This is a genomic window from Coprococcus sp. AF21-14LB (assembly GCF_003458885.1).
Classification (GTDB): domain Bacteria; phylum Bacillota; class Clostridia; order Lachnospirales; family Lachnospiraceae; genus UBA9414.
On record NZ_QRVX01000013.1, the window covers coordinates 17,528 to 43,006 of the forward strand.

Annotated in this window: 24 protein-coding genes and 2 pseudogenes; 7 read left to right on the forward strand and 19 right to left on the reverse strand. The window is 42.7% G+C overall.

Features of this window, described 5'->3' with window-relative positions; all coding sequences use genetic code 11:
* Window positions 1-20: 20 nt before the first annotated feature.
* The 6 genes and pseudogenes from DWX73_RS04880 to DWX73_RS04905 form a co-directional block, all read right to left on the reverse strand.
* Window positions 21-728, reverse strand: coding sequence for an acyl-[acyl-carrier-protein] thioesterase (locus DWX73_RS04880; protein ID WP_118347407.1), 708 nt, complete (start codon window positions 726-728; stop codon window positions 21-23).
* 18 nt (window positions 729-746) lie between these two features.
* Window positions 747-1,373 (reverse strand): stage II sporulation protein R, encoded by a 627-nt coding sequence (gene spoIIR, locus DWX73_RS04885; protein WP_118347409.1) that lies wholly within the window; start codon window positions 1,371-1,373, stop codon window positions 747-749.
* A gap of 66 nt (window positions 1,374-1,439) precedes the next feature.
* Window positions 1,440-2,110, reverse strand: a pseudogene (locus DWX73_RS04890) (GntR family transcriptional regulator).
* 4 nt (window positions 2,111-2,114) lie between these two features.
* Window positions 2,115-2,993, reverse strand: a complete 879-nt coding sequence (gene ispE / locus DWX73_RS04895; RefSeq protein WP_118347411.1) for a 4-(cytidine 5'-diphospho)-2-C-methyl-D-erythritol kinase — start codon at window positions 2,991-2,993, stop codon at window positions 2,115-2,117.
* A 69-nt stretch (window positions 2,994-3,062) separates the two neighbouring features.
* Complete coding sequence (locus tag DWX73_RS04900; RefSeq protein WP_118347413.1) at window positions 3,063-4,622, reverse strand: DUF3794 and LysM peptidoglycan-binding domain-containing protein; 1,560 nt, start codon at window positions 4,620-4,622, stop codon at window positions 3,063-3,065.
* 14 nt (window positions 4,623-4,636) lie between these two features.
* Window positions 4,637-5,044 (reverse strand): protease complex subunit PrcB family protein, encoded by a 408-nt coding sequence (locus DWX73_RS04905; RefSeq protein ID WP_118347520.1) that lies wholly within the window; start codon window positions 5,042-5,044, stop codon window positions 4,637-4,639.
* A 110-nt stretch (window positions 5,045-5,154) separates the two neighbouring features.
* Between DWX73_RS04905 and malQ the strand changes: the two genes are divergently transcribed.
* The 6 genes and pseudogenes from malQ (at window position 5,155) to DWX73_RS04935 (ending at window position 12,215) form a co-directional block, all read left to right on the forward strand.
* Window positions 5,155-6,681, forward strand: a complete 1,527-nt coding sequence (malQ, locus tag DWX73_RS04910; RefSeq protein ID WP_118347415.1) for a 4-alpha-glucanotransferase — start codon at window positions 5,155-5,157, stop codon at window positions 6,679-6,681.
* A 78-nt stretch (window positions 6,682-6,759) separates the two neighbouring features.
* A pseudogene (locus DWX73_RS15485) lies at window positions 6,760-7,191 on the forward strand (lysophospholipid acyltransferase family protein); the annotation flags it as partial.
* 252 nt (window positions 7,192-7,443) lie between these two features.
* A complete protein-coding gene (locus DWX73_RS04920; RefSeq protein WP_118347417.1) occupies window positions 7,444-8,898 on the forward strand; it encodes a nicotinate phosphoribosyltransferase in 1,455 nt (484 codons plus the stop codon).
* Between the two features lie 44 nt (window positions 8,899-8,942).
* Window positions 8,943-10,004, forward strand: a complete 1,062-nt coding sequence (locus DWX73_RS04925; protein ID WP_118347419.1) for a D-alanine--D-alanine ligase family protein — start codon at window positions 8,943-8,945, stop codon at window positions 10,002-10,004.
* 19 nt (window positions 10,005-10,023) lie between these two features.
* The gene (locus DWX73_RS04930; protein ID WP_118347421.1) at window positions 10,024-11,400 is read left to right on the forward strand and encodes a UDP-N-acetylmuramoyl-tripeptide--D-alanyl-D-alanine ligase; all 1,377 of its coding nucleotides are present in this window, start codon (window positions 10,024-10,026) and stop codon (window positions 11,398-11,400) included.
* A gap of 2 nt (window positions 11,401-11,402) precedes the next feature.
* Entirely contained in the window at window positions 11,403-12,215 is an 813-nt protein-coding gene (locus DWX73_RS04935; RefSeq protein ID WP_118347423.1) for a Cof-type HAD-IIB family hydrolase, read from the forward strand.
* Between the two features lie 146 nt (window positions 12,216-12,361).
* On the opposite strand, the gene DWX73_RS04940 is transcribed toward DWX73_RS04935, so the two are convergent.
* From DWX73_RS04940 to DWX73_RS04985, 10 genes are all read right to left on the reverse strand, one after another.
* The gene (locus DWX73_RS04940) at window positions 12,362-13,441 is read right to left on the reverse strand and encodes a M42 family metallopeptidase (protein ID WP_118347425.1); all 1,080 of its coding nucleotides are present in this window, start codon (window positions 13,439-13,441) and stop codon (window positions 12,362-12,364) included.
* Between the two features lie 125 nt (window positions 13,442-13,566).
* Complete coding sequence (locus DWX73_RS04945; protein WP_118347427.1) at window positions 13,567-14,310, reverse strand: amino acid ABC transporter ATP-binding protein; 744 nt, start codon at window positions 14,308-14,310, stop codon at window positions 13,567-13,569.
* Window positions 14,300-14,992 carry an amino acid ABC transporter permease gene (locus DWX73_RS04950; RefSeq protein WP_442871980.1) on the reverse strand — a complete coding sequence of 231 codons (693 nt, stop codon included), beginning with the start codon at window positions 14,990-14,992 and terminating at the stop codon, window positions 14,300-14,302. The genes DWX73_RS04945 and DWX73_RS04950 overlap by 11 nt, the downstream gene beginning before the upstream one ends.
* A gap of 26 nt (window positions 14,993-15,018) precedes the next feature.
* Window positions 15,019-15,813, reverse strand: coding sequence for a transporter substrate-binding domain-containing protein (locus tag DWX73_RS04955; RefSeq protein WP_118347431.1), 795 nt, complete (start codon window positions 15,811-15,813; stop codon window positions 15,019-15,021).
* Window positions 15,814-16,137: 324 nt separating this feature from the next.
* Window positions 16,138-16,638, reverse strand: coding sequence for a GNAT family N-acetyltransferase (locus tag DWX73_RS04960; RefSeq protein WP_199413532.1), 501 nt, complete (start codon window positions 16,636-16,638; stop codon window positions 16,138-16,140).
* 83 nt (window positions 16,639-16,721) lie between these two features.
* Window positions 16,722-18,353, reverse strand: coding sequence for a Na/Pi cotransporter family protein (locus DWX73_RS04965; protein WP_118347435.1), 1,632 nt, complete (start codon window positions 18,351-18,353; stop codon window positions 16,722-16,724).
* Window positions 18,354-18,367: 14 nt separating this feature from the next.
* Window positions 18,368-19,288, reverse strand: a complete 921-nt coding sequence (gene epsC / locus DWX73_RS04970) for a serine O-acetyltransferase EpsC (RefSeq protein WP_118347437.1) — start codon at window positions 19,286-19,288, stop codon at window positions 18,368-18,370.
* A 106-nt stretch (window positions 19,289-19,394) separates the two neighbouring features.
* Window positions 19,395-20,336, reverse strand: coding sequence for a magnesium transporter CorA family protein (locus DWX73_RS04975; RefSeq protein WP_118347439.1), 942 nt, complete (start codon window positions 20,334-20,336; stop codon window positions 19,395-19,397).
* Window positions 20,337-20,356: 20 nt separating this feature from the next.
* On the reverse strand, window positions 20,357-20,785 hold the full coding sequence (locus DWX73_RS04980; protein ID WP_118347441.1) for a gamma-glutamylcyclotransferase family protein: 429 nt from the start codon (window positions 20,783-20,785) through the stop codon (window positions 20,357-20,359).
* A 9-nt stretch (window positions 20,786-20,794) separates the two neighbouring features.
* Window positions 20,795-21,556 carry a sulfite exporter TauE/SafE family protein gene (locus DWX73_RS04985; protein ID WP_118347443.1) on the reverse strand — a complete coding sequence of 254 codons (762 nt, stop codon included), beginning with the start codon at window positions 21,554-21,556 and terminating at the stop codon, window positions 20,795-20,797.
* A gap of 129 nt (window positions 21,557-21,685) precedes the next feature.
* On the opposite strand from DWX73_RS04985, the gene truA reads away from it, so the two are divergent.
* Entirely contained in the window at window positions 21,686-22,459 is a 774-nt protein-coding gene (gene truA / locus DWX73_RS04990) for a tRNA pseudouridine(38-40) synthase TruA (RefSeq protein WP_118347445.1), read from the forward strand.
* Here the strand turns inward: truA and DWX73_RS04995 are convergent.
* The 3 genes from DWX73_RS04995 to DWX73_RS05005 form a co-directional block, all read right to left on the reverse strand.
* Window positions 22,456-23,577: an aldo/keto reductase gene (locus DWX73_RS04995; RefSeq protein ID WP_118347447.1), complete on the reverse strand. Its 1,122-nt coding sequence runs from the start codon at window positions 23,575-23,577 to the stop codon at window positions 22,456-22,458. The genes truA and DWX73_RS04995 overlap by 4 nt on opposite strands.
* A gap of 91 nt (window positions 23,578-23,668) precedes the next feature.
* Window positions 23,669-24,718, reverse strand: coding sequence for a 16S rRNA (cytosine(1402)-N(4))-methyltransferase RsmH (gene rsmH, locus DWX73_RS05000; RefSeq protein ID WP_118347449.1), 1,050 nt, complete (start codon window positions 24,716-24,718; stop codon window positions 23,669-23,671).
* A gap of 176 nt (window positions 24,719-24,894) precedes the next feature.
* The gene (locus DWX73_RS05005) at window positions 24,895-25,419 is read right to left on the reverse strand and encodes a bL17 family ribosomal protein (protein WP_118347452.1); all 525 of its coding nucleotides are present in this window, start codon (window positions 25,417-25,419) and stop codon (window positions 24,895-24,897) included.
* Window positions 25,420-25,479: the final 60 nt, after the last annotated feature.

The following is a 25,479-nucleotide window of genomic DNA, read 5'->3' on the forward strand; positions in this document are numbered from 1 at the left end:
TTTGTCTCCTTTTTATCCGATTATTTCTGAAACTCCACAATTGCAAACAACTTTTTCTCGCTATCGCAAAGTCTGATCAGAATTCTGTCCTCTTCTTCCATAACCCATGGAACAATCACATCTCCAAGCACAGCAGAACGCCTGTATTCTACTCTCACTTGATGAAATGCCGTATCCTGCGGAAGTACGTCCAATGCGATTCGGATATAAATACAGTTGTTCATATGTTCATTTGTATCAATATCACTTCCTGCAACCGTGATTTCTTTCCGACAGCTTCCATACTCCTCCGGAAGCGGAATCTTCCGGGGAGCATACTCCATTTCCAGAGGCGCTTCTACCCCGTAAGGCGCAATATCTTCTTCCGCCGGACGTGCCGGTCTTCCTTTACTGAGATCCATAAAAACCCATATGGAATTGGCATACGCTAATTTTTTCCCGCTCTCATCACACATTAAAAAATTTCTCGTTCCATATAGCCCTTCAAATCCACTGGCCCATGTCCCGGTCCGGATCTTCGTTCCTAAATGCGGGTACTCTTCCACAACAATCTGCCAGGCATTCAGCACCCAAGCTTTCTTATGTGTCTCCAGATATTCCACACCCAATCCGATATCTTCCGACTGAAATGCACTGCAGTCCTGAAAATAATTCACAATTGCAGGCAGCGTTGCTTTTCCTTTGTGATCCGTCTCGCTCAGACGGATTCTTCCATCTATTGTATACATATTTCCTCCGCTGTCATATTATTTTCCAAAAAAGAACCATTTAATCTTAAAATCTGTATAGGCGCTTACCATCTCATATTCCTCTTCCGTCAATACATTCTGCAGCTGTATTTTCCCCTCTTCCGGTACAACTGCATTCACAGCGTCCACAAAACAAAGATTTGGATAGAGTACACACCACCAGTTTCTTCCGGAAGCACTGCCAATCAGAATTTCCAGCGCTTCGTACGTTCCTGCCGGAAATGTAATATCTCCATACGTTTTATCCGGGAATTTACACGGACCGATTTGAACTTGAACCGAATAGTCATAGCCTTCTGCCCGGATCACCCGCCTTGCTTCCCGAATCAGTTCTTCCTGATGCTTTATGGCCCAATCCTTTGTTTCCTTTGCACTGTCCGAATCCGGAAGCGCCTTTTTCATATATGTAATCACTGCGTCCTTTACTTTCAGTTTCAATGTTTGATCTTCTTCCCTGTCGCTGTTGGCACGCACATGAAAGCGAAATACTTCCTGTGCCAGTTCCTCCTGCAGTCCGGCTATTTTCTCCGCTGCCCTGCACTCTCTTTTCTCGATGATTCCTGCTGTCAAAAATACTGCCATAATAACTGACACGATAAAACAGATTCTATCTTGTTTTCTCATACCGATCTTTCACTCCTTCCTCTCTGTCAGGAGTATATCCGTCTTTTGACAGCCTATTCACATGATTTACTCTTTTCGGATTAAATCAGCAACAGCCTGTACCTGATTATCAATATGGCGGTTTGTGATTTCTGTTGCCTTTTCTTTATTATGAGCTTCAATCATATGAATCAGTTCTTCATGTTCATTCAACAGTCCTTCGTGACATTCCTTTCGTTTCAGGTATTCTACCCGATAGCGTACATCTGCTCCCGCAGATTATTTAGAAGCTGGATCAGACGTTGATTATCTGTTGCAAAATAAATCACATCGTGAAATCTCACATCCGCCTCAGCTATCTGTGTAATATCATCATGATCGAGACTCTCCTTAAATTCCCTGGCGCACTTTTTCAATTCAGCAATTCCTTCTTCTGTAATCTTATCACAGGCCAGCTGCACTGCCAGTTCCTCCAGAGCTTTCCTCACTTCCAGAACGTCTCTTAAATTCTTTTCTGTAATTTCCGCAACCTCTGCTCCCTTTCGCGGAATCATCAGCACAAGCCCTTCCAGTTCCAGTTTACGAATTGCCTCGCGAATCGGTGTCCGGCTCACTCCTAATTTATTCGCCAGCTGAATCTCCATCAGACGTTCCCCCGGCTTAAGTTCTCCTCTCAGAATTGCCTGGCGCAGTGTGTTAAACACCACATCTCTGAGCGGAAGATATTCGTTCATCGTCACATTAAATTTGGCATCCATTCTCTTATATGTTCCTCCTTGCTCCATGTATATTTGTCAGGTATACCTGTTTTGTCACCGTATGCTCCCGAATCATCCGCATTGCTTTTGACGCCTTTTTCCGGTCATCAAACAGCCCGAACACCGTTGGACCGCTTCCACTCATCATCGCATTCAGCGCCCCTGCTTCTTTCATCATCTTCTTTACCTGATCAATAACCGGATATGCTTCTACCGTTACCTGTTCCAGTACATTTCCCATCTTAGATGCAATTCGCTGTAAGTCTCCCTCTTTCAGCGCTTCCATCATTCCATCCACATCCGGATGCTCCACAATCTCCTTTGCATCCAACTTCTCATACACCATCTTCGTCGATACACTGATCGGCGGTTTTGCAATGAGTACATAACATTTCGGAAGCGCAGGAAGTCTTGTCAATTCTTCTCCAATTCCTTCTGCAAGAACGGTTCCTCTCATAATGCAGTACGGAACATCTGCTCCCAGTTTTACACCGCGCTCCATCAGTTCTTCTATACTTAATCCCAGGCCATACATCCGGTTCATTCCAAACAACACTGCAGCAGCATTAGAGCTTCCTCCGGCCAATCCTGCTGCCACCGGAATATATTTCTGAAGTGAAATACTGATTCCACCCGGAAGCCCGAACTCATCCATTAGAAGCTTTGCTGCCTTATATGCAATATTATTTTCATCAACCGGAAGGAAATACAGATTTGTTGAAATCCGGATTCCCGGCTCTTTTGTCTTTTCCAAAAGTACATTATCATACAGGTAAATACTCTGCATAATCATTCTCACGTCATGATATCCATTTTCCCGTCGTCCAAGTACATCAAGCGCAAGGTTAATTTTCGCCAATGCTCTTAACTTCAGCTTATCCATGTTGTATATTCCCTCCTTTTCTTTCGCATATATCATGTATTAGCTGTATCTTGTATACATTATACTATTTTAAAGTATACTCGTACTTTCTTTAAAAATCAATATTTTCTCTCCTTCTTTTACCTCTTCTGTCTGCAGATGATTCACTTCCCGGATTCCCTCTGCTGTTGTACTGTAGCGTTTCGCAAGCGCCCATAATGTATCGCCTTTTTTTACTGTATACCCTACGATCCCCGGACATTTTTCCAACTCTTTTTTATCAATTTCACTAACTTCTATTGATTCCATTGTGTCCATCTCAAATGCTCTTTTCAAAAAACTCTGAAAAGAAAGTACCGCCTTTACTTCCACCTGATTTCCGCCAAGCAGATTCACAAAAAGCTGTTCAATCCCGTGCGTAATATCGTATTTCATGTCCGGTACAGTCTCATTGCTCTCAATCAGATGAGAAAATGGGATCATCCCCTGCCATACGTCAAATGGTACCTCATCACTGGCTTTCACATACAGAAAACAAATATGAATCACCCCTTCTACGCGAATACCATCGGATTCCACACGGCAATTTTCCGGCTGCAGTACACCTTTACTGTGACAGATCTGTAAAATATCATTTTGCAGTTCCGGCAGCGATAACTGCTCTGTCAGCTTACACTTAGAGTGATTCTGCATAACCATACTCTCATAGCAGCATTTTCGAAAAGAAGGCTTCAGCTCCTGCTGCAGAGAATATACGTCTTCCAGAAAAGTTACTTCCTCTTCCTCATATACTGCGATTTTTAAATCAATCGTCCCTTCAATTCCCAAAATCCTCGGCTCCCCGTCTTCATCCATGCGAAGATCTATATTTACATCCCCGAGATTTTTCATAACATGATGATACATTCCACTTTCCGCTTTACTTACTTCAATGCGCCCCTCATAAGGAACCGTCTGTTCCAGCCAGTCCAGTTTTCCTTCTGCCGACTCATAGAAAACAAAGACAAGAAGCTCTCCCTGAAGCGCCAACGCTCCCTCCTCAAGCTTTGTTTCCAGTTTTCTTTCCGTTACGTCTGACCAGAGGATTGTTCCGACATTTTCCTTTGTTCCCGGAAGGCGTATTTCTTCTTTCAGCCGATAAGTATCTTTTTTACTTGCCCGCAGTTCCAAAAGATTTTCTTTCCGGAACTTCTTGCAGATGCTCTCCTCACTATCCACATCAATAGACGCTTCTTCATCCCGAAGTCCCTCCGGCGCTGCTGCCAGATCCACGACTGCTTTGATACTAAGCTTTCTGGAATGTACAATGGATGCTGAAAATTCCACTTTCATATCCGTCAGCTGATAGCGCCCTTCTTCCTGTTCTTCTATGTAGATCATTTCCTCAAACGGAAGTTTCCCTTCCAGTGAAGCCAGCCTTTTCTCTCCCTCTTCCGTCACATACAAAATGGAAAATATAAGCCTGCCGGAGATCTTCAGATAGTTTTCCATGTGCCGCAGCTCTTCTACCCGAAGCTTTCCTTCACTCAGAACAATCCGCCCTACATCATTTTTTGCATCCGGCACATTATAATCTTCATCAAGAAAAAACTGAGCTGTGACCTTCTTTCCCGCATCATTAAAATGAATCATCTTTTTTACTAATTCCATTGCTTCTTCCTCCTCTACTTGAATACAATATATTTATCGGTCTGTTCCATTTTTATGACAATATATGGATATGTTTTTCTTTCCTCTGTCTTTTCTCCTTTCTTTGGACCAAGCAGATTTGTATGGATCCAAACCGCATCTTTGCTTTCATAAACCTCATCTGCAATAATACTGTAACCGCTCATTTCCTGCTCCCCGTAGCCCTTTGCTGCATAAATCATTCCCTGATCTTCATATGTCATTTGAAAAGGCTCTTTCTTCGCAGTTTCCAGTTCTTTTAGAAATGTTTCCGGAATCTCATGTTCTTCAAGAATGACATAATCCAGATCTTTTCCGCTTGCCTCATGGAGCTTCTGGAAATGACATCCTGATAACAAAACCAAAAAGCCTGTCAGCAGCACGCCCAGTATTGCCCGTTTCATATCCCCTCCGGCTTTCATTCTTTTTTAACATCATACACAGGAAGGTTGTGAAAAATACCAAAATCGAGTATAATAAACTTCAAATCATTTCAAAAAAGGAGAGGGCACTTATGAATTTTGAAACTGCCCAGACGACATATGGTCCGTCAGACCGTCTGTCCGGGATTTTACTGCACCCTACTTCTCTTCCATCTCCATACGGCATCGGAGATCTCGGAGACGGTGCTTATGAATTTATTGATTTTCTAAATAAAGCAGGTCAGCATCTCTGGCAGGTGCTTCCACTTAACCCGACCGGATTCGGAGATTCTCCCTATCAGAGTTTCTCTGCATTTGCCGGTCAACCGCTTTTGATCAGTCCTGACGATCTTCAAAAACTGGATCTCATCAGCGCAGAAGACTTAAAAGACTTTCCGGACACAGATTCTGAAACTGTTGATTATGGGACTGTGATTCCGTGGAAGAATGAACTTCTCCGGAAAGCCTACGAAAAATTCTGTCACACAGCTGACAAGATGCTTCTGGAAGAGTACGACTCTTTCTGCCGTGAAAATGAATTCTGGCTTTCTGACTACACACTTTATATGGCATGTAAAGCTGCTAATGATGGGCGTTCCTGGCTGGACTGGAAGGCTCCGTACCGGAATCCTTCTCCGGCAGAAAAGGCAGAATTAATGCTGTCTCTGAAACATGAGATTCATTATTACAAATTTGTTCAGTTCATATTCTTCCGTCAATGGTATGCCTTAAAAGCATATGCCAATGACAAAGATATCAAGATTATCGGTGATATCCCTATCTTCGTCTCTTTGGACAGCGCAGATGTATGGAGTCATCAGGAACTCTTTCTTCTTGATGAAGAAGGCTATCCAACTGTCGTTGCAGGTGTTCCGCCGGATTATTTTTCTGCAACCGGACAGCTTTGGGGCAATCCCCTCTATGACTGGAAAGTCCACAAGAAAACCGGATATGCCTGGTGGATTGCGCGGATTCGTAACCAGCTCGATCTTGTTGATTATTTGCGGATTGACCATTTTCGTGGATTTGAAGCCTTCTGGGCAGTTCCTGCCAACGCCGAATCTGCTGCTCTTGGAACATGGAAACGCGGTCCAAAAGAATCTCTTTTTCTTGCGATCCAGAAAGCTCTTGGAGATCATCTGCCAATCATCGCAGAAGATCTTGGGATCATCACACCGGAAGTCGAAAAACTTCGGGATACGTTTGGCTTTCCGGGAATGAAAGTTTTGCAGTTTGCCTTTGAATCAGAAGAAGAAAGCGCATATCTTCCTCACCAATTCACAACAACGAACTGTGTTTGTTACACCGGCACTCACGATAACGATACTTCTATGGGCTGGTATACGAATGCTTCTCCGAAAGCTCAGGATAAAGTGCGCCGCTATATGAATACGGACGGCAATTCTGTTCATTTTGACTTCATCCGCACCTGTCTCGGAAGCATTGCGGCCTATGCTATCTTCCCAATGCAGGATGTACTCGGCGTCAACTCAGACGGACGCATGAACGTACCCGGTAAAGCAGCCGGAAACTGGAGTTGGCGCTTCTGCCGCGAAGCATTGAGTGATTCCCTCGCGGAATATTTAAAATCTCTCTCCCATTTATATGGAAGATATTAGAAAGGACCGAATACTATGATTCGCTTTATCTTCGTCTTTATTTTTTTAGTCAGCTTTTTAATCTTGTCTATTCCTGTTATGCTTGTGGAATGGCTCATAGGTAAATTCCGTCCAAATGCACGGGACTACTCCAGTCTGCGTATTGTACAGTGGGGTTTTAAATGTATTCTTAAAATCACCGGGGTAAAGATTACTGTCATCGGAGAAGAACGTGTTCCGGATGAACCGGTGCTTTTTATCGGTAACCATAGAAGCTTTTTCGATATTCTTCTCACATATTCCCGCTGTAAGCGGCTGACAGGCTATGTAGCCAAAAAAGAAATGGAGAAAATCCCGCTTCTTTCCACATGGATGCGTCTGCTCTACTGCCTCTTCCTTGACCGCGAGAATATTAAAGAAGGATTAAAGACAATTCTGCAGGGCATCGACTATGTAAAAAAGGGAATTTCTATCTGCATTTTCCCGGAAGGAACGCGGAATAAAGGAGAAGAACTCTCACTCCTTCCATTCAAAGACGGCTCATTAAAAATTGCCGAAAAAACAGGCTGTGCCATTGTACCGATTTCTATGAATAACACAGCTGAGATCTTCGAGAATCATCTCCCGCGGATCAAAAAAACACATGTGGTTATCGAATATGGCGAACCGATCTATCCGGGTTCCCTTGATAAAGAGACTCGTAAACATCTGGACGTTACTGCCAGAATATCATCGACGAAACCATACACAAAAATGCAGCATTGCTGTAGGAGGACAATTAATATGGATTCAAGAAATTTAACATTACTTACAGATTTATATGAATTAACGATGATGCAGGGATATTTTGAACGGGGAGACAATGAAGTAGTCGTTTTTGATATCTTTTTCCGGGCGAATCCATGCGGCTCCGGATATTCCATTGCCGCCGGACTTCAACAGGCTATCGACTATGTAAAGAACCTGAATTTTTCTTACGATGACGTAGATTATTTAAGAAGTCTTCATATGTTCAGTGAAGAATTTCTCCACTATCTAAGCGGATATCATTTTAGCGGGAGCATCTATGCCATTCCGGAAGGAACTGTTGTCTTTCCTCGGGAGCCTCTTGTAAAAGTAATCGCACCGATGATGGAAGCGCAGCTTGTAGAAACCGCTCTTTTAAATATCATCAATCACCAGTCGCTGATCGCAACAAAAGCTTCCAGGGTAGTTCATGCTGCCCAGAATGATACCATTATGGAATTCGGTCTGCGACGGGCTCAAGGACCGGATGCAGGACTCTACGGCGCCAGAGCTGCTATGATCGGAGGCTGTGCCGGAACTTCCAACGTACTGGCCGGCAAAGAATTTGATGTCCCGGTTATGGGTACCCATGCTCATAGCTGGATTATGAGTTTTCCGGATGAATACACTGCATTTAAGACATATGCAAGACTCTACCCTTCTTTCTGCTGTCTTCTCGTTGACACTTATGACACATTGAAATCCGGTGTTCCAAATGCCATCCGGGTATTCCGCGAAATGAAGGAAGAGGGAATCGAACTGGAAAAATACGGTATTCGTCTTGACAGCGGCGACCTTGCTTATCTTTCCAAAAAGGCCCGCAAGATGCTGGATGAAGCCGGTTTTCCGGATGCATTTATTTCTGCCTCTAATGATCTGGATGAATACCTGATCCATGATCTGAAGATGCAGGGCGCAGCCATTAATTCCTGGGGCGTCGGCACAAATCTGATTACCTCCAAAGACTGCCCTGCTTTCGGCGGTGTTTACAAATTGGCTGCCATTCAAAATGAAGAAGGAGAATTTCTCCCGAAGATTAAACTTTCTGAAAATTCAGAAAAAATTACCAATCCAGGAAATAAAACCATTTACCGAATCTATGAGAAAGAAACCGGAAAGATTAAAGCCGATCTGATCTGCTTTGCCGATGAGATTCTGGACCCGGAAAAGGAACTTCTTCTTTTTGATCCAATTGAAACATGGAAGAAAACACGCTTAAAAGGCGGTTCCTACACTGTTCGTGAATTGATGTGCCCGGTATTTTTAAATGGGGCTTGTGTTTATCTTGAGAAATCTGTTACCGAAATTGCTGACTACTGCCGTCAGGAGAAAGAAACTCTCTGGGATGAGACAATGCGTCTCTTTAACCCGCATCCGGTCTATGTTGACCTTTCCCAGAAACTCTATGATGTGAAGAAGTCACTGCTTGACCAAATGAGCATGGATGATTAAAATAGGATAGACTATCGTTAAACTGAGAAAAGAGGATAATATATATGAAAATAGTTGTATTAGCAGGCGGATTAAGCACAGAGCGTGATGTTTCTCTTACATCCGGTGCCGGTATCTGCCGTACATTACTTGCAAATGGTCATCAGGCTGTCCTGATGGATGCATTTATGGGAATTCCATATGATGCTGATAAATTAGATGAACTGTTCTCCCTTCCGGATGCCGGACTTTCCATTGCATCCGGAATCAGCGCAGATGAACCTGATCTGGCTGCCATCCGCGCTTCCCGCCCGGACCAGTCTCCATGTCTGCTTGGACCAAATGTAATCGCCCTTTGCCAGATGGCAGACATTGTATTTATGGGACTTCACGGTGATATTGGTGAAAACGGAAAGCTCCAGGCTACTTTCGATGTGCTGGGAATCAAATATACCGGCCCGAATTCTCTTGGCAGCGCTCTGGCAATGGACAAAGGACTGACAAAACAAATTTTCCGCACAGAAGGCGTACCAACACCAAAGGGAACATGGCTTTACAAATCCTGCCGGGATACTTCTCTTGCTGCTCTTGGTCTTTCACTCCCAGTCGTTGTAAAACCATGCTCCGGCGGTTCCAGCGTTGGTGTATATATCGTACACACGGAAGACGAATATCAGCAGGCGATTGAAGCTTCTTTTTGCTATGAAGATGAGCTGATTATTGAAGAATATATTAAAGGACGGGAATTTGCTGTCGGAATTATTGAAGGAAAAGCGCTCCCGGTTATTGAAATCATTCCAAACAGCGGTTTCTTCGATTATAAAAACAAATATCAGGACGGATGTACTCAGGAAATCTGTCCGGCACAAATTCCGGAAGACATTGCACATAAGATGCAATCTGCTGCCGAAAAAGCATTTGCTGCATTAAAATTAGATGTTTATTCAAGAGCAGATTTCCTTCTGACAGAGAATGGAGATATCTACTGTCTGGAAGTCAACAGCCTCCCTGGTATGACTCCTGCAAGCCTTCTCCCAAAGGAAGCCGGCGCTGCCGGAATCAATTACAGTGAGCTTTGTGAGATGATCATCGAAAAATCTCTTGCCCGCTACAACAAAACGGTCTAAACAAAAGAGGAACGGTATTATGAAACAAATGTCATTAAAAGAAATTGCCGCTGCCTGCGGCGGCACCTATTTTGGTAAAGATGAATTTGCCGCCCGGGAAGTTACCGGCGTTGCTATTGACAGCCGCAAAATTGAAACCGGATTTTTATTTGTCCCGATCAAAGGCGCCCGGGTAGACGGACATGATTTTATTCCGCAAGTCATAGAAAAAGGAGCTCTTGCCACACTTTCTGAAAAACCGCTCGGCAATGTATCCTTTCCATACATCCTTGTGGAATCTGCTCCTCAGGCGCTCAAGGATATCGCCCGTCACTATCGTCAGGCACTTGGAATTAAAGTTGTCGGCATTAGCGGAAGTGTCGGAAAAACAAGTACAAAAGAAATGATTGCCTCTGTATTGGCTCAGAAATACCATGTTCTGAAAACAGAAGGTAATTTCAATAACGAAATTGGTCTTCCTCTGACAGTATTTCGTATCCGTGAGGAACATGAGGTTGCTGTCCTTGAAATGGGAATCAGCGATTTTGGCGAAATGGATCGCCTGGCTGCCATCGCACAGCCGGATATCTGTGTCATTACAAATATCGGCTACTGCCACTTAGAACAGCTCGGAGACCGCTTGGGCGTTCTTCGTGCCAAAACAGAGATGTTCCGTCATATGCATCATGGCGGAGATGTGATTTTAAACGGAGACGACGATATGCTGGTTCATGCAGAAGTGCCGGAGCACGCTTCCAGCTTCTTCTTCGGCCGCTCTTCTCAGAGCGGTATTTATGCTTCCGATGTAGAAGACCTTGGCCTTCGCGGCACTGCCTGCACAATCCATCTTCCATCCGGTACACTCCGGGCAATTATTCCAATTCCGGGTGCTCATATGGTATATAACGCTCTTGCCGGAGCTGCGGTAGGTATGAGACTTGGACTTTCTCTTGACGAGATACGCTCCGGAATCGAAGCGCTCCGACCGGTCTCCGGACGCAATAACATCATAGAAACTGAACATTATATGCTGATTGACGACTGCTACAACGCAAATCCAGTTTCCATGAAAGCTTCCATTGATGTTCTTACCTGTGCGCTCGGACGCAAAGTGGCCATACTTGGAGATATGTTTGAGCTTGGAGCGAATGAAAAAGAAATGCATTATGAAGTAGGTGTATATGCCGCCCAAAAAGCAATTGATGTACTTATATGTATCGGAACTTTGGCACAGCAGATTGCCGAAGGCGCTAAAAGCATTCACCATAACGATGATTTTCACCCGGAAATACATTATTTTGCAACAAAAGAAGAATTTCTTCAGCACCGTGAAGAACTCTTAACAGACAGGGACTCTATTCTGATCAAGGCATCACATGGAATGGAATTTCCAGTCATTGTGGAGGCACTGCAATAGCTATGAGTTACGAAATCATTACGCTCGATCTGGACGGCACGCTAACTAATTCAGAGAAGAAGATTACTCCGCCTACCAAAAATGCACTGATAGAGATTCAGAAAGCCGGCAAACAAGTGATTCTTGCTTCCGGCCGACCGACAACCGGTGTGCTCCCTCTTGCAAAAGAACTGGAACTTGACCGTTTCGGCGGCTACGTCCTTTCTTTTAACGGTGGTCGGATTATGAACTGCAAAACAGGTGAAATTATTTACCAGAAGGTGCTTCCGCCAGACGTACTGCTGCCAATTACAGAAGCTTCCATATCTTATCCGGTTGATATTCTCACTTACGATATGGAACACATTTACTGTATCCAGGCAAAAGAGACACCGAATGAATACACAATGCTGGAATCCCGGATCAACTCTATCCCGGTAGTTCCGGTCAATGATTTTTCCGGCATCTCCTTTCCGGTCAATAAGATATTAATCTCCGGGGAACCAGAATATACGGAAGACCTGGAAACACTGCTGAAAAAGCAGTTTCGTTCCAGACTCAATATTTATCGCTCCGAACCTTTCTTTCTGGAAATCATGCCGGCAAACATCGATAAAGCCTATTCTCTCCAGAAGCTTCTGAACAATATCGGACGCAGCGCCAATGAAATGATCTGCTGCGGAGACGGCTTTAACGATCTGACGATGCTGGAATTTGCAGGACTTGGCGTAGCAATGGCCAATGCACAGCCGATTCTTTTGGAACGGGCAGATTTTATTACAAAATCCAATGATGAAGATGGGATTCTTCATGTAATCGACCATTTTATGCGATAACAAAAATGGAATAAAGTCAGACTATATTCCACCATATTGTATTTTAACGCTTTTCATCAAAAGAGATCGGAATTCTTTGAACAAACACAAAGAATCCCGACCTCTTTTTTATCTTCTGTTTTTTACTGTTCTGCTGTTTATTGTTACTAGAAGTTTCCAATCGTCTCCTCATTGAGATGTTTCACGATTTCAACGGCAAGCCGCACAGAATTCTGGTAATCTTCAAGTGTACAGATTCCATAATGGCTGTGAATATAGCGTACCGGCACTCCAATAACGATTGTCGGAACACCGTGACGTGATGCGTGAATGTATTTTCCATTCGTTCCTCCGCCACTTCTTACGGATTCCTGTACCGGAATACCAAGTTCTTCTCCCAGATCCAATGCAAATCTCTGGAATCGCGGATTTGTAATCATAGAACAATCAAAATGGCGCAGCATCGGTCCTTTTCTAAGAGCCGTCTGAATCATATAATCCGGTGAAAACGTATCATCTGCCGGACATCCTTCAAAAACAATACACACATCTGCATCAATATTGTCTACAGCTGCCATAGCACCTCTTTCTCCCACTTCTTCCTGCACGGTAAGCGTCGCTTCCACATCCACCTCCAGTTCTTCTTTACTTAACTGGTTCAGCGCTTCGATCAGAGCCGCACAGCCTACGCGACAGTCAAATGCTTTTCCCATAAACAGATCCCGTTTCTCATCATAAGTACACTCCACATCCGGAACTACCGGGGCAGCCATACGGATGTTAAAGTTCTTCTTCAGATCCTCTGTACTTACAGCTCCCACATCAATTGCCATATCAGAAAGCGTGCGTCCACGTCCTTTTTCCGCTTCACTTATAAAATGCGGTGGTTTACTTGTAATGATGCCTGGAATATATTCTCCGTCGTCATTCCTTACCCGCACCTTATTTGAGGGAAGGTTTGTCACTTCACTCCCGCCCAAAGTAAGAAAATTCATCGTTCCATTTGGTTTGATCGCCTGCACAATATATCCTACTTCATCACTGTGAGCATCCATCCATACTTTTAACTTCCGCCCCTTGTTATTTTTCAGGCTCATGTATGTATTTCTCAAAGAATCAATAGTAACATTACAATAGTGCTCTGTCTCTTTTCTTCCGATTTCAGCAACCTCATCCTCAAATCCGGATACACCGTTGGCATTGCTCAATGTTTTGATTAACTCAATGTTTTCTTCTCTTGTCCTCATCGCTCAACTCTTTCGCTGTCTGCATGCTGTGCCGATCAGCTCTTCCTTTCTGCAAATTCAAAAAGGACAGTGAAAATCACTGTCCTCACCTTGTACCATTATATCATATCCGGCACAAAAAATCACTATAGCACTTTAGATAAAAAATCCTGAAGTCTTGCATTTTTCGGATGAGCAAAAAACTCTTCCGGAGTGTTCTCTTCCTGAATCTTACCTTCATCAATGAAAATAACTCGCGTTGCAACTTCTCTTGCAAATCCCATCTCATGTGTAACAACAACCATAGTCATGCCGTCCGCCGCCAGCTCTTTCATAATATTTAAAACCTCTCCTACCATCTCCGGGTCAAGTGCGGATGTTGGTTCATCAAAAAGCATCACATCCGGATTCATCGCAAGCGCTCTTGCAATAGCAATACGCTGTTTCTGTCCGCCGGAAAGACAATCCGGATAGGAATCTGCCTTGTCCGGAAGTCCTACTCTTGCCAGCAGTTCGTCCGCTTTCTCTGATGCCTCTTCTTTTGTCAAAAGTCCAAGTGTCACCGGAGCCAACATAATATTCTCTTTCACACTCTTGTGCGGGAATAAATTGAACTGTTGGAACACCATTCCGATTTTCTGGCGGTGACGATTAATATCCACTTTTGGATCGGTAATATCTGTTCCTTCAAATAAAATCTGTCCTCCTGTTGGTACTTCCAGAAGATTTAACGATCTGAGAAATGTTGATTTTCCTGAACCGGATGGTCCAATAATCGCCACAACTTCTCCCTGACAGATGTCTGTAGAAATACCGTCCAACACCTTATTATTGCCAAACTGCTTCTGCAAATTTTTTACTTCAATTAACACATTCTTCTTATCGCTCATTTGTACGCAACCTCTTTTCCAGTTTATTCATACATGCTGTCAACGCCATAACAAGTACGAGATAAATTGCCGCTGCTGCCAATAACGGCCAGAACGCATCGAATGTACGGCTCTGAATCATCATAGCGCCCTTTGTCAGATCCTGCATTCCAATATATCCAATGATTGAAGTCTCTTTCATCAACGCAATAAACTCATTTACAAGCGCCGGCAATACGTTTTTAAATGCCTGTGGTATAATAATGAGACGCATTGTCTGACGATAATTTAATCCCAGGCTTCTGCCCGCCTCAAACTGTCCATTGTCCACCGCCATAATACCGGATCTCACTGTCTCTGCCACATATGCGCCGGAATTAATTCCAAATGCCAGTGCCCCTACCAGAATCTTATTCATAGACACACTTGCGAAAATAACAAAATTCATAAACAAAAGCTGAATCATAACCGGTGTACCCCGGATGACTGTAATATAAATTACAAACAATCTGTTAAGAATCTTAAAAGATCCTGATTTATCATGGCTCGCCCGCACAATCGCTACAAAAAATCCGATAATAATTCCGAGGATTACTGCAAAGATTGTAATGAGCAGTGTATTTTTCAAACCATCTAAAAGCCATTGATACATATCTCCGGCTATAAAATTAGAGTAAAACCCATCTGCTATCTTATTAATCAAACTCACTTTGTCACCCGCTTGCTTTCTTATTTCTTAACGATAATTACCTGGCTTGCATTTGCATATGTATCTGTAAAATCAGCATTTTTTTCACGCTCTTCTGTCACAGTCATACCTGCCATTCCAAAATCCGCCTTTCCGGATTGTACTGCCGGAAGAATAGAATCAAATTCCATATCATCAACCTGTAATTCATATCCAAGCTTATCGCAGATTGCCTGTGCAATGTCTATGTCAATTCCAACAATCTTATCCCCTTCATGGTACTCATACGGATCAAATTCTGCATTGGTTGCCATAATCAATTTTCCATTAGAGTGGTCTGCATCTGCCGGAGATTCGTATGGAGTTTTTTTCGCATCTTCACCAATGTAGTTAGACATAATTTCATCGATAGTTCCATCTGCTTTTAATTCTTCAAGCGCCTGATTAATCTTTTCAAGAAGCTCTGTATTTCCTTTTTTCAAACATGCTGCATACTCTTCATTCACAAATTCTTCATCAAGGATCTTCAGATCATCATTCTTTTCTACAAAATTCTTAGCCGGCTGTGAATCAATAATCACACAGTCAATCTGTCCCGTTTTCACTGCCTGAATTGCCTCGCTTCCTTTACTGAAACGCTGTACTTCTTTTGCACCGTACTCTTCTTTTGATGCTTCAAGATCGCCTGTTGTTCCTAACTGTACTCCAATAACAGCGCCCTTCAGATCCTCTTTCCCTGCAATTGTTTTCGCTTCTTTTGTGCCTCCGCATGCAGCAAGTGAAGCTGCCATCATTACTGTTAAAATCCCTGCTGTAACTTTCTTCCAATTTTTCATAATCTCTCTTCCCTTCTTATCAATCAATCTTAATTATTATTTCTTATTTCTTGTGTTCTGATGTTTCTTATTATATCACTTAATTTGGCAAATGCAAGTATTTTTATTAATATTTTTGTATATTTATGCAAATTAACACTATTTCTATTTAGTTTCCAAGATATTTGTATATAATTATACATTTTCTTTGTATTTCTTCTCCCACTGGTGCCTAAAATTCCCCCTGACACAGCATTGGAGTGGGATCATCTCTGATCACCCACTCCAAGCATTTCTAAAAACGTATATTCCGTTACTATTTCTATATATTTCCCTTTATAAAAATCAGAAAATACATTTCATATCATACCAGACTGCCCCTCCGTGTACAGAATCTGATACTCCATGATTCACAAAACCACAGGAAGAATAAAAGGGAATTAAATGTTCCTTGCATGTCAGAATAACACCTTTCTTTCCTCTCTGTCTTGATGCTTCTATCATCTGCATAACTAACTGTCTGGCAATCCCCTGTCTTCGATACTGAGGACGCACATTCAGACCAAACACTGTCTGATAAGCTCCATCCGGCACATGAAGCTTTTCTTCTTCGTGATAGAACGCATCCGGAAGTTCTGGTTGATCAGTTGCTCCTCCATTGATAAATCCAAGTATGACGCCTTCTGCTTCTGCCACCCAGAAATTTTCCGGAAACAATCGCATACGTTTTTCAATGGATTCTCTCGTTGCTGCCTCCGCCGGTGGAAAACACTCTGCTTCAATATCCGCCAGCAATTCCCATTCTTCCGGTCTTGCATTTCTTATGACTGCTTTTCTTTCTCCCATAATCAATTCCTTTTCTTTCATTTATCCTTTTTTCTGTTTACAAGAAAGCGCTTCAAATTACAATAAAACACTTCAAAACTTTATTATACGTCCTGAATCTTTGCAAAATTCTGTGCAATATTCAATGCGTGATCCCCAATTCGTTCATAATCCACAAGTAATTCCGAATACAGTATCGCACTCTCCATACTGCATTCTTTCTTTCCGATACGGCGAATCTGTCTGCTTCTGTAGTCCGTAGATTCTTCATCCGTCTGCTGCTCAAACTGTATTGCCGCATCAAGTATCTCCTTGCATGCATCAAATTGCTCAAACCTTAATGCACCTAATCCTTCGCGGCAGTTTTCCTGCATCCGTTCTACTTCTTTTCTTCCTTTTTTAGACAATTCATATCCCTTTTCTTTCATTGTCTGGGCATACTCTGCGAGGTTGACTGCGTGATCGCCGATTCGTTCGATGTTCCCGATAATATTGAAAATGCAGTTCACTTGTTCTATTTCACTTACTGACTGCTCTACCGCAAGAATGTCTGAAATACGTTCAGAAATCTCTACGTTATAAAGGTCGATCTGTTCTTCTCTGTCCTCGATATCCTGCATGTCACTTGTCTCGCCTGTCAAAAACATTTCAAATGCCGCATTTACATTTTCACGAGCTGCATCCATCATATGCCCTGTCTGCTCAAGAAGATTCTGTACAGCAATCGCAGAGGAACCAAGAGCTCGTCCCGGTTTTCCGATCGCACGATACCACTGGCGGGAACCACTGTGCATACCGGCACGCTCCGGAAGAATCATCTCTGCTGCTTTCGCAAGATACTCTCCAAACGGGAGTAACAACAATGTTGTTACAATATTAAACACAGTATGTACATTTGCAATCTGTCCTGCCGGATTCGTAGGTGTCAATGACTCTATCCACGGCACAAATGGTGTAACTAATGCGATGATTACAAATATTGTCGTTCCAATCACATTAAACAGTAAATGGATCACCGTTGTACGCTTTGCATTACGATTCGCACCGATAGATGCCAGAACTGCTGTAATACAAGTACCGATATTTTGTCCAAAAAGTACAAATACCGCGCTGTCAAGTCCGATTACACCGCTTACCGCAAGCGCCTGAAGAATACCTACAGATGCCGCAGAAGACTGGATCGCTGCTGTAAACAGAGCACCTGCCATAATGCCAAGAAGTGGATTGGAAAACTTCGTAATCAGATTAATAAATTCCGGTAAATCTCTCAAAGGTTCCATCGCTGCACTCATGGCATCCAGCCCCATAAACAAAATTCCAAGCCCGGCAACAATACTTGCAATGCTTTGCACTTTTTTATCTTTTGAAAACATCAGCACTGCCACACCAATAAATGCCACAAACGGCATAAATACACCGATATCAAGCGCTACGAGCTGCCCGGTAATCGTTGTACCGATATTGGCACCCATAATAATCCAGACAGCCTGGCGAAGCGTCATCAATCCGGAATTTACAAATCCAACTACCATAACTGTTGTACCGGATGACGATTGAATCAACGCAGTGATTACCGCCCCCACGATAACTCCCAGCAGACGGTTCGATGAAAGTTTCTCCAAAAGCCCTTTCATACGGCTTCCGGCAACTGCTTCCAAATTCGTACTCATCATCTGCATTCCATATAAAAATAATGCCAACCCGCCAAGCAGGCCAAATAAAATACTAATACTCATTTGTATCTCCTTTTTTAAATCTCCCAATCCTTTGCATTTCTTTTCGGACTTTTAATTACAAGTTCCGGACTTTTCGCACTCACTTTCGTATTCGGCGGAATCGATGTTGTAATGAACGTATTTCCGCCAATGATTGTATTTTCTCCAATCACAGTCTCTCCGCCAAGTACCGTTGAATTTGAATAAATCGTTACATTATCTTCAATTGTCGGATGCCGCTTTACTCCTGCAAGCTGCTGACCGTCTCTCGTAGAAAGCGCTCCGAGTGTAACACCCTGATAGAGTTTTACATTTTGCCCAATCTCTGTTGTCTCTCCAATTACCACTCCTGTACCATGGTCAATAAAAAAATATTCTCCGATCGATGCGCCCGGATTAATATCAATTCCGGTTCTTCCATGAGCATATTCTGACATAATGCGTGGAAGAAACGGTACTTCTTCCTGATAAAGTACATGGGCAACCCGATATACATAAATCGCAAACAATCCCGGATAGGAATAAATGATCTCTTCTTTACTCTTAGCTGCCGGATCTCCGTCAAACCCGGCCTGAATATCTGTCAAAAGTGTTCTTTGAAGCTTCGGCAATTCCTCAAAAAATCTCTGGCAGATCTTATCTGCCTCCTCATCCCGTTCAGCCTCACATGCCTCTATTTCTCTAAAATAGGCCATTGCAATCGCAACCTGCTCCTTTAACATACAATACAGGTGACTGATCCTGTAGCCGATATAACAATTTACATCTCCGTCCAGCGCTGCATCTCTTCCGAAATATCCCGGAAATATAATCTTCTTCAATTCCCGGATAAATTCAATAATCACTGTCCGTTCCGGCATCTTCTTCCCCGGCTTCGGCCGAAACAGTTCTTCTTCTTCGTAATTCTTGCAGATCTCCCTGGCAGCTCCTGCTATACTTTCACCGATTCCCTGCATCTGATCCCTCCTATATATTTTTTCTGCTAAAGACTGTCATAAAACTCTATCTCTTTATAAATAGTATGAAATTTCTTCACAATATGAGCGTGTCCATATAAAGTGATTACATCATCTTTCGCTTCTTTAAGATCACTACTGTCACGCAGCAGATCACAAGCGTCATGAGACAAATAATTCCAAATCCATATGGATTCTGTGAAAGAGGCATCCCGCTTGCCTCAACATTCATCCCGTACAGCCCGGAAATAATTGTCGGAATCGCCATTACAATCGTAATCGAAGCTAAATATTTCATTACATTATTCAAACGATTATTAATGACCGTTGACAGCAATTCCTTTGTACCACTGATAATATCTCTGTAAATCTGTGTCATTTCAATCGCCTGCGTATTCTCGACAATCACATCTTCCAAAAGTTCACTGTCCTCCGGATACTGCTTAATCCGTTCATATCTCGTCAGTCTGTTTAATACAACTCCATTCTTCCGCAAAGATGTTGCAAAATATACAAGGTTTGACTCTAATTCGTGAAGATCGATGAGATCAGAATCTTCTGTGTTTTTATGAATGCTTGCCTCGATTTCCGTTCTTCTGCGGTTAATGACTCTCAGATAACTCTGATAATACATACAACAGCGATACAACAGCTGATATACAAAGCGCATACGTTTCTTTGTACTGAAATCTTTCAGGCGATGATCTGTAAAATAATCCAGCACCGCATTTTCTTCCGCGCAGACAGTAATGATTACCGATTCTGTCAAAATAATACCAAGAGGGATTGTTGTGTACGCTTCCCTTCCATGTCGTACTTCTCTTGACGGAATATCTACAAGGATTAGTGTATATCCGTCTTCAATACTGACACGGGCACTCTCCTCATCATCAAGCGCTGTTCTAAGATCAAGAATATCAATCTCGAATTCTGCTGCCACTTCCCGACATTCATCCAGTGTCGGACTCGTAAGCTGTATCCATGTACCATCTTCCGGTTTTTCCAGAGCGTGCATAACACCATGTTCTGTCTTATAAATTCCTACCATGACCACTCTTCCCCCTGTTTTTATTCCCGTTTATGCGTCTGAAGTTCCGGATGCGCATCTACACATGCATCAATCTCTTTTCTCAGATTTTCTTCGGAAACACAGGAGTATGTTCCGCTGATTTCCAGTTTGCGAAATTCTTTCGGGCGCTCTGTCATCATATAAACAGTAGCCTCTTCCAGGCCCTGTTCTGTGCGAACCGGAAAATGTCGTCTCGTATACAGCGGTACATTTTCCCAAATATCTGCCCGATCAAGCTCCTCTTCCGTCAGATCAAGCACCATTCCACTTACACTGCTGCCCTCACATTCGGTAAGATCATAATATTCCAATGCACAGTTTACCGCAAAATTCTCCAAGATACCTTTTCGTCCCTGTATCACCCTTCCAAGAATCTTTTCCTGCACATATGGATGTTGGAATGTTCCATATGTAAATAACTTTTCCATAACTTACCCCTACTTTCCTAATATTACTTTTATAAATAAAGCCGCAAGCACAAATATCACGACCGGTTTTACAATCTTTGTTCCATCCTTGACAACCATTCCCGCACCAACATAATGTCCGGCAATACAACAGACAGCTCCGGCAATTCCAAGTCGATAATCTACCGAGCCGCTGATAAGAAATGTAATCAGCGCCGATACATTGCTTGACAAATTAATGATCTTCGTAGCAGCACTTGCCTGTTTCATAGAAAGATGGGTAATTCCTGTCAAAACAAGCAGCAGAAAGGTTCCGGTTCCAGGTCCGTACAACCCGTCATACATTCCAATCCCAAACGCTGCTGCAAGCGTCAAAACGATTCTTTTCTTTCCCGGAAGCGGCTGTGCCTCCTTCTCCTCTGAAAATGATTTATTTCTCAATACAAAAAATGCTACTACCGGCAATACAATCAGCATCAAGTTCTCAATAATCTTCCCCGGAACAAACAATGCAATCCTGGAGCCTGCTGCACTTCCGGCAATTGCTGCCACAGCAGCTAACGCAGCTAGCAAACCGATTCCTTTCAAATAACCATTCTTCATATATCTGATTGTTGAAATCAATGTTCCGCTAGTAGACGAGAGTTTATTTGTTCCCAGCGCCATATGGGGTGGAATCCCTGCAAATAAATAGGCTGGAAGCGAAATAATCCCCCCGCCTCCTGCAATCGCGTCCACAAATCCCGCAAGAAAGACTAACGGACACACAATCAGCAGTCCTTGTAATTCCATATTTCTTTCCTCCTCAACTTTCATTTACATTCTTTTTTAGTATAGCATTGAATGGGGGGCTATGTTAAGATAATTATAGTATTTTCATGAGAAAATCGCATAAAAATTTAAAATGATGGAGAACAACTAATGAAACGAAATATAAAGATGATACTAGAATACGATGGAACCCGCTATTATGGATGGCAGCGTCTCGGAAATGATACTAACACAAACACAATTCAGGGAAAACTGGAAGAGGTACTCTCCAAAATGACCAGAGAAGAAATTTCTGTTATTGGTTCCGGGCGAACAGATGCCGGTGTTCATTCCCTCGGACAAACTGCTAACTTTCATACTAACTGCTGCAGATCCTGTCAGGAAATTCGCACATATCTGTCTTCCTATCTTCCAAAGGATATTTTTGTATATTCCGTAGAAGACGTTCCTGAACGGTTTCACAGCCGCCTGAGCGCCTCTGCCAAGACTTATCTGTACCGTATCGCAAAGCCGGATTGCCCGTCTGTTTTCGACCGTAAGTATACTTGGCAGTTTCCGGAAACACTAAACCTTTCTGTCATGCGTCAGGCAGCTTCCGTGCTTATCGGCGTTCATGATTTTAAAGGATTTTCTTCTCTGAAAAAAACAAAGAAATCCACTGTCCGGGAAATCTACTCACTTGATATCATCGAGTTGGAACGCGAGATTCAAATTCGTATCCGCGGAAATGGATTTCTTTATAATATGGTGCGCATTATCTGCGGAACCCTTGTAGATATTGGGCGGGGCACACTTCCTCAAACTGCCGCAGCACAGATTCTTTCCTCCTGCGACCGGAAAGATGCGGGAATTACCGCTCCTCCACAGGGACTCTTTTTAGAAACAGTCGAATATCCTGAAAGCACTCTGCAAATGAATCACTAAAGTGCTTTCATTTCCGCTGCAACTTTTGCCAGGTCTTCCCGAATGGAAATCTTCTGTGGACATACCGTCTCACATTTGCCGCATTTGACACAGTGATCTGCCCTGGATTCCTCTTCCCAGCCTTCCCATCGCTTTTTGATCTGGGATGTGTTTTCGTAGATTGCATGTTCATTCCACAGCTTAAAGTTTGCCGGAATATTTACTCCTGCCGGGCAAGGCATACAGTAAGCGCATCCTGTACAGCCATTCTTTACTCTTGCCTTCAGTCCGTTTGCCGTATCCTCAATTAGCTTCTGCTCTTCTTCGGACAGCGGATGAAAGTTCTGGAATACATGCAGATTGTCTTCCACCTGCTCCATAGTGCTCATACCGCTTAAAATAACTTTGACATTGGAAAATGTTCCTACAAACCTAAGCGCCCATGAAGCTACGCTCTCATCCGGCGCCATCGCCTTTAACGGACCTTCTGCCTGTGCCGGAAGCGATGCAAGCATACCTCCTTTGATCGGCTCCATAATAACAATCGGGATTCCTTTTTCCTCTGCCAGATGATAGCCTTTTAATCCTGCCTGTTCTTCTGTATCCATATAATTAAACTGAATTTGGCAGAAATCCCAATGATAGTAATTCAGAATCTCCTCAAATACTTCATAATCGTCATGGAAAGAGAATCCAATATATCTAATCTTTCCTTTCGCACGCATCTCTTCAAGATATGGAATGATTCCAAGATCTACTACCTTCTGAAAACGTGATTTGTCAAGCGCATGCAATAAATAAAAATCCACATAATCTTTATGCAGTCTTTCCAGCTGCTCCTCAAAGATGTGCTTTGCATCTTCCAGTGTCTCAAGTTTCCAGATTGGAAGTTTTGTTGCCAGGTAATAATCTGCACGATTATATTTATCAAGTACACGTCCCACAAAAGGCTCGCTGTCCCCATTATGATATGGGTATGCAGTATCAATATAATTCACGCCGCCTGCAATAGCACAGTCGATCATCTTTTCTGCTTCCTGCTCATCAATCTTTCCCTCTTCTGTCATTGGAAAACGCATACATCCAAATCCAAGCAAAGACGTTTCCACCCCTAATTTTTCAAATTCCCTTTTCTCCATATTGCTGTCTCCTTTGTCATGTATTTATCACATTCAATAGATTTCTTTTATTGTATCACGAAATGAGATTTCTTTGAAGCACTCTTCATATCTATTCTGCGCGGATTGCCCAACGCATTTTTGTAGAGCGGGCACGACTGTTCATAATACACTCTTCCTTTGACGGACGAATCACATCTTCTGCCACATCACTGTAAATTCCTTGACGCTTAAATTCCTTAAAGGCTTTTTTAACAATTCTGTCTTCTCCGGAATGGAACGTCAAAATGGCTGCCCTTCCGCCCGGTGCCAGAATTTCCGGCAATTTTTCCATAAACGTATATAATACCTCATACTCGCTGTTTACATCAATCCGCAGCGCCTGAAACGTTCTTTGGCAGGATTTCTTTACCGCCTCTTTTCGCTCTGCTTCCGGAAGAAAACGAAGCGCCTCTTCAATCGTTTCCTGCAGCATCGTTGTCGTCGCAATACGGATTCCCTGTTTTCTCTTTCGCATTACTTTGGCTGCAATCTCTGCCGCATACGGTTCATCTGAATTCTCAATCAACATTCCCACAAGTTCCTCTTCTGAAACCGAATTCAATCTTTCTGCCGCTGAAATTCCTTTCTGCGGATTTAGGCGAAGATCTAACGGTCCTTCAATCTTATAAGAAAAACCTCTGTCCGGATTATCAATCTGCATCGAGGATACTCCAAGATCTGCCAGTACAAAGTCAAATTTTCCTGCCTCTGCCGCCACCTGATCTGCATCTGCAAAATTAATATTGCGAATTGTCAGAATCTCCGGTCCATAACCAAGACTTTCTAAGCGTTCTTTTGTTTTCACTGACTCAATCGGATCGATATCTAATGCATACATATGCCCTTCGCCCTTCAGACATTTCATCATCTCCAACGTATGTCCTCCATAACCAAGTGTTGCATCCAAGCCTTTTTGTCCAGGTTGAATCTGCAGAAAATCCAGAATTTCTTTTACACAGATTGAAATATGCATTCCTGCCGGAGTTCCGCCTTTATCAATAATGTGCTTTACCATTTCCGGATATTTTTCCGGCTGCAATTCTTTATATTTTTCTTTATAACTGCGAGGATGTGTTCCTTTATACCGTACGCGTCTTTTATGCTTTTGTTCCTGTTCCATATTCCTTCCCTTTCCGTTTTGAAGTTCTTTGTTTCCTGTTCTATTTATACATGAATAATATCATAAAACACTACAATATACCATCAGAAAACCTAACACACACGACACGTAGTATCACAGCGCAAAGAAAAAGAGCCTATGCCCTTTATTTACAAGGGTTAGGCTCTTAAATATTCTTATACTAATTCCATAAGAACTTCCATTGCAGCATCACCTTTACGAAGACCGATCTTGATGATTCTTGTGTATCCACCTTTACGGTTTTCATATTTTGGTGCGATTTCGTCGAACAGTTTTGCAACTAAATCAACTTCTTCTGCTTTTTTCTTTCCAGCTGGAACTTCTTTCACTGGGTAAAGAACTTTTAACATTTCACGTCTTGCATGAAGTCTTGATGGTTTATCTTTTTTGATTGTTTTTTCAACTTCGTCGTATACAGTTACTTTCTTTCCGTCTACAACTTCTTTTACTCTCTTACCATCTTTATCTTTTCTGGCAACTTTAGCTTTTACAGTAACTTCTTCGTAGTTATCTTTTTCTTTTACTGCTAAAGCAATCAGACCTTCTGCAACTTTTCTGATTTCTTTTGCTTTTGCCTCTGTTGTAACGATCTTGCCGTTAGCTAATAAAGCTGTAACCTGAGATCTGATCAGTGCTTTTCTCTGACTGGATGTTCTTCCAAGTTTTCTATAATTTGCCATTGTAATTTTCCTCCAATAATATGCAGCAAATACATGCGTCTTCGGGCTTACTGCATCTGC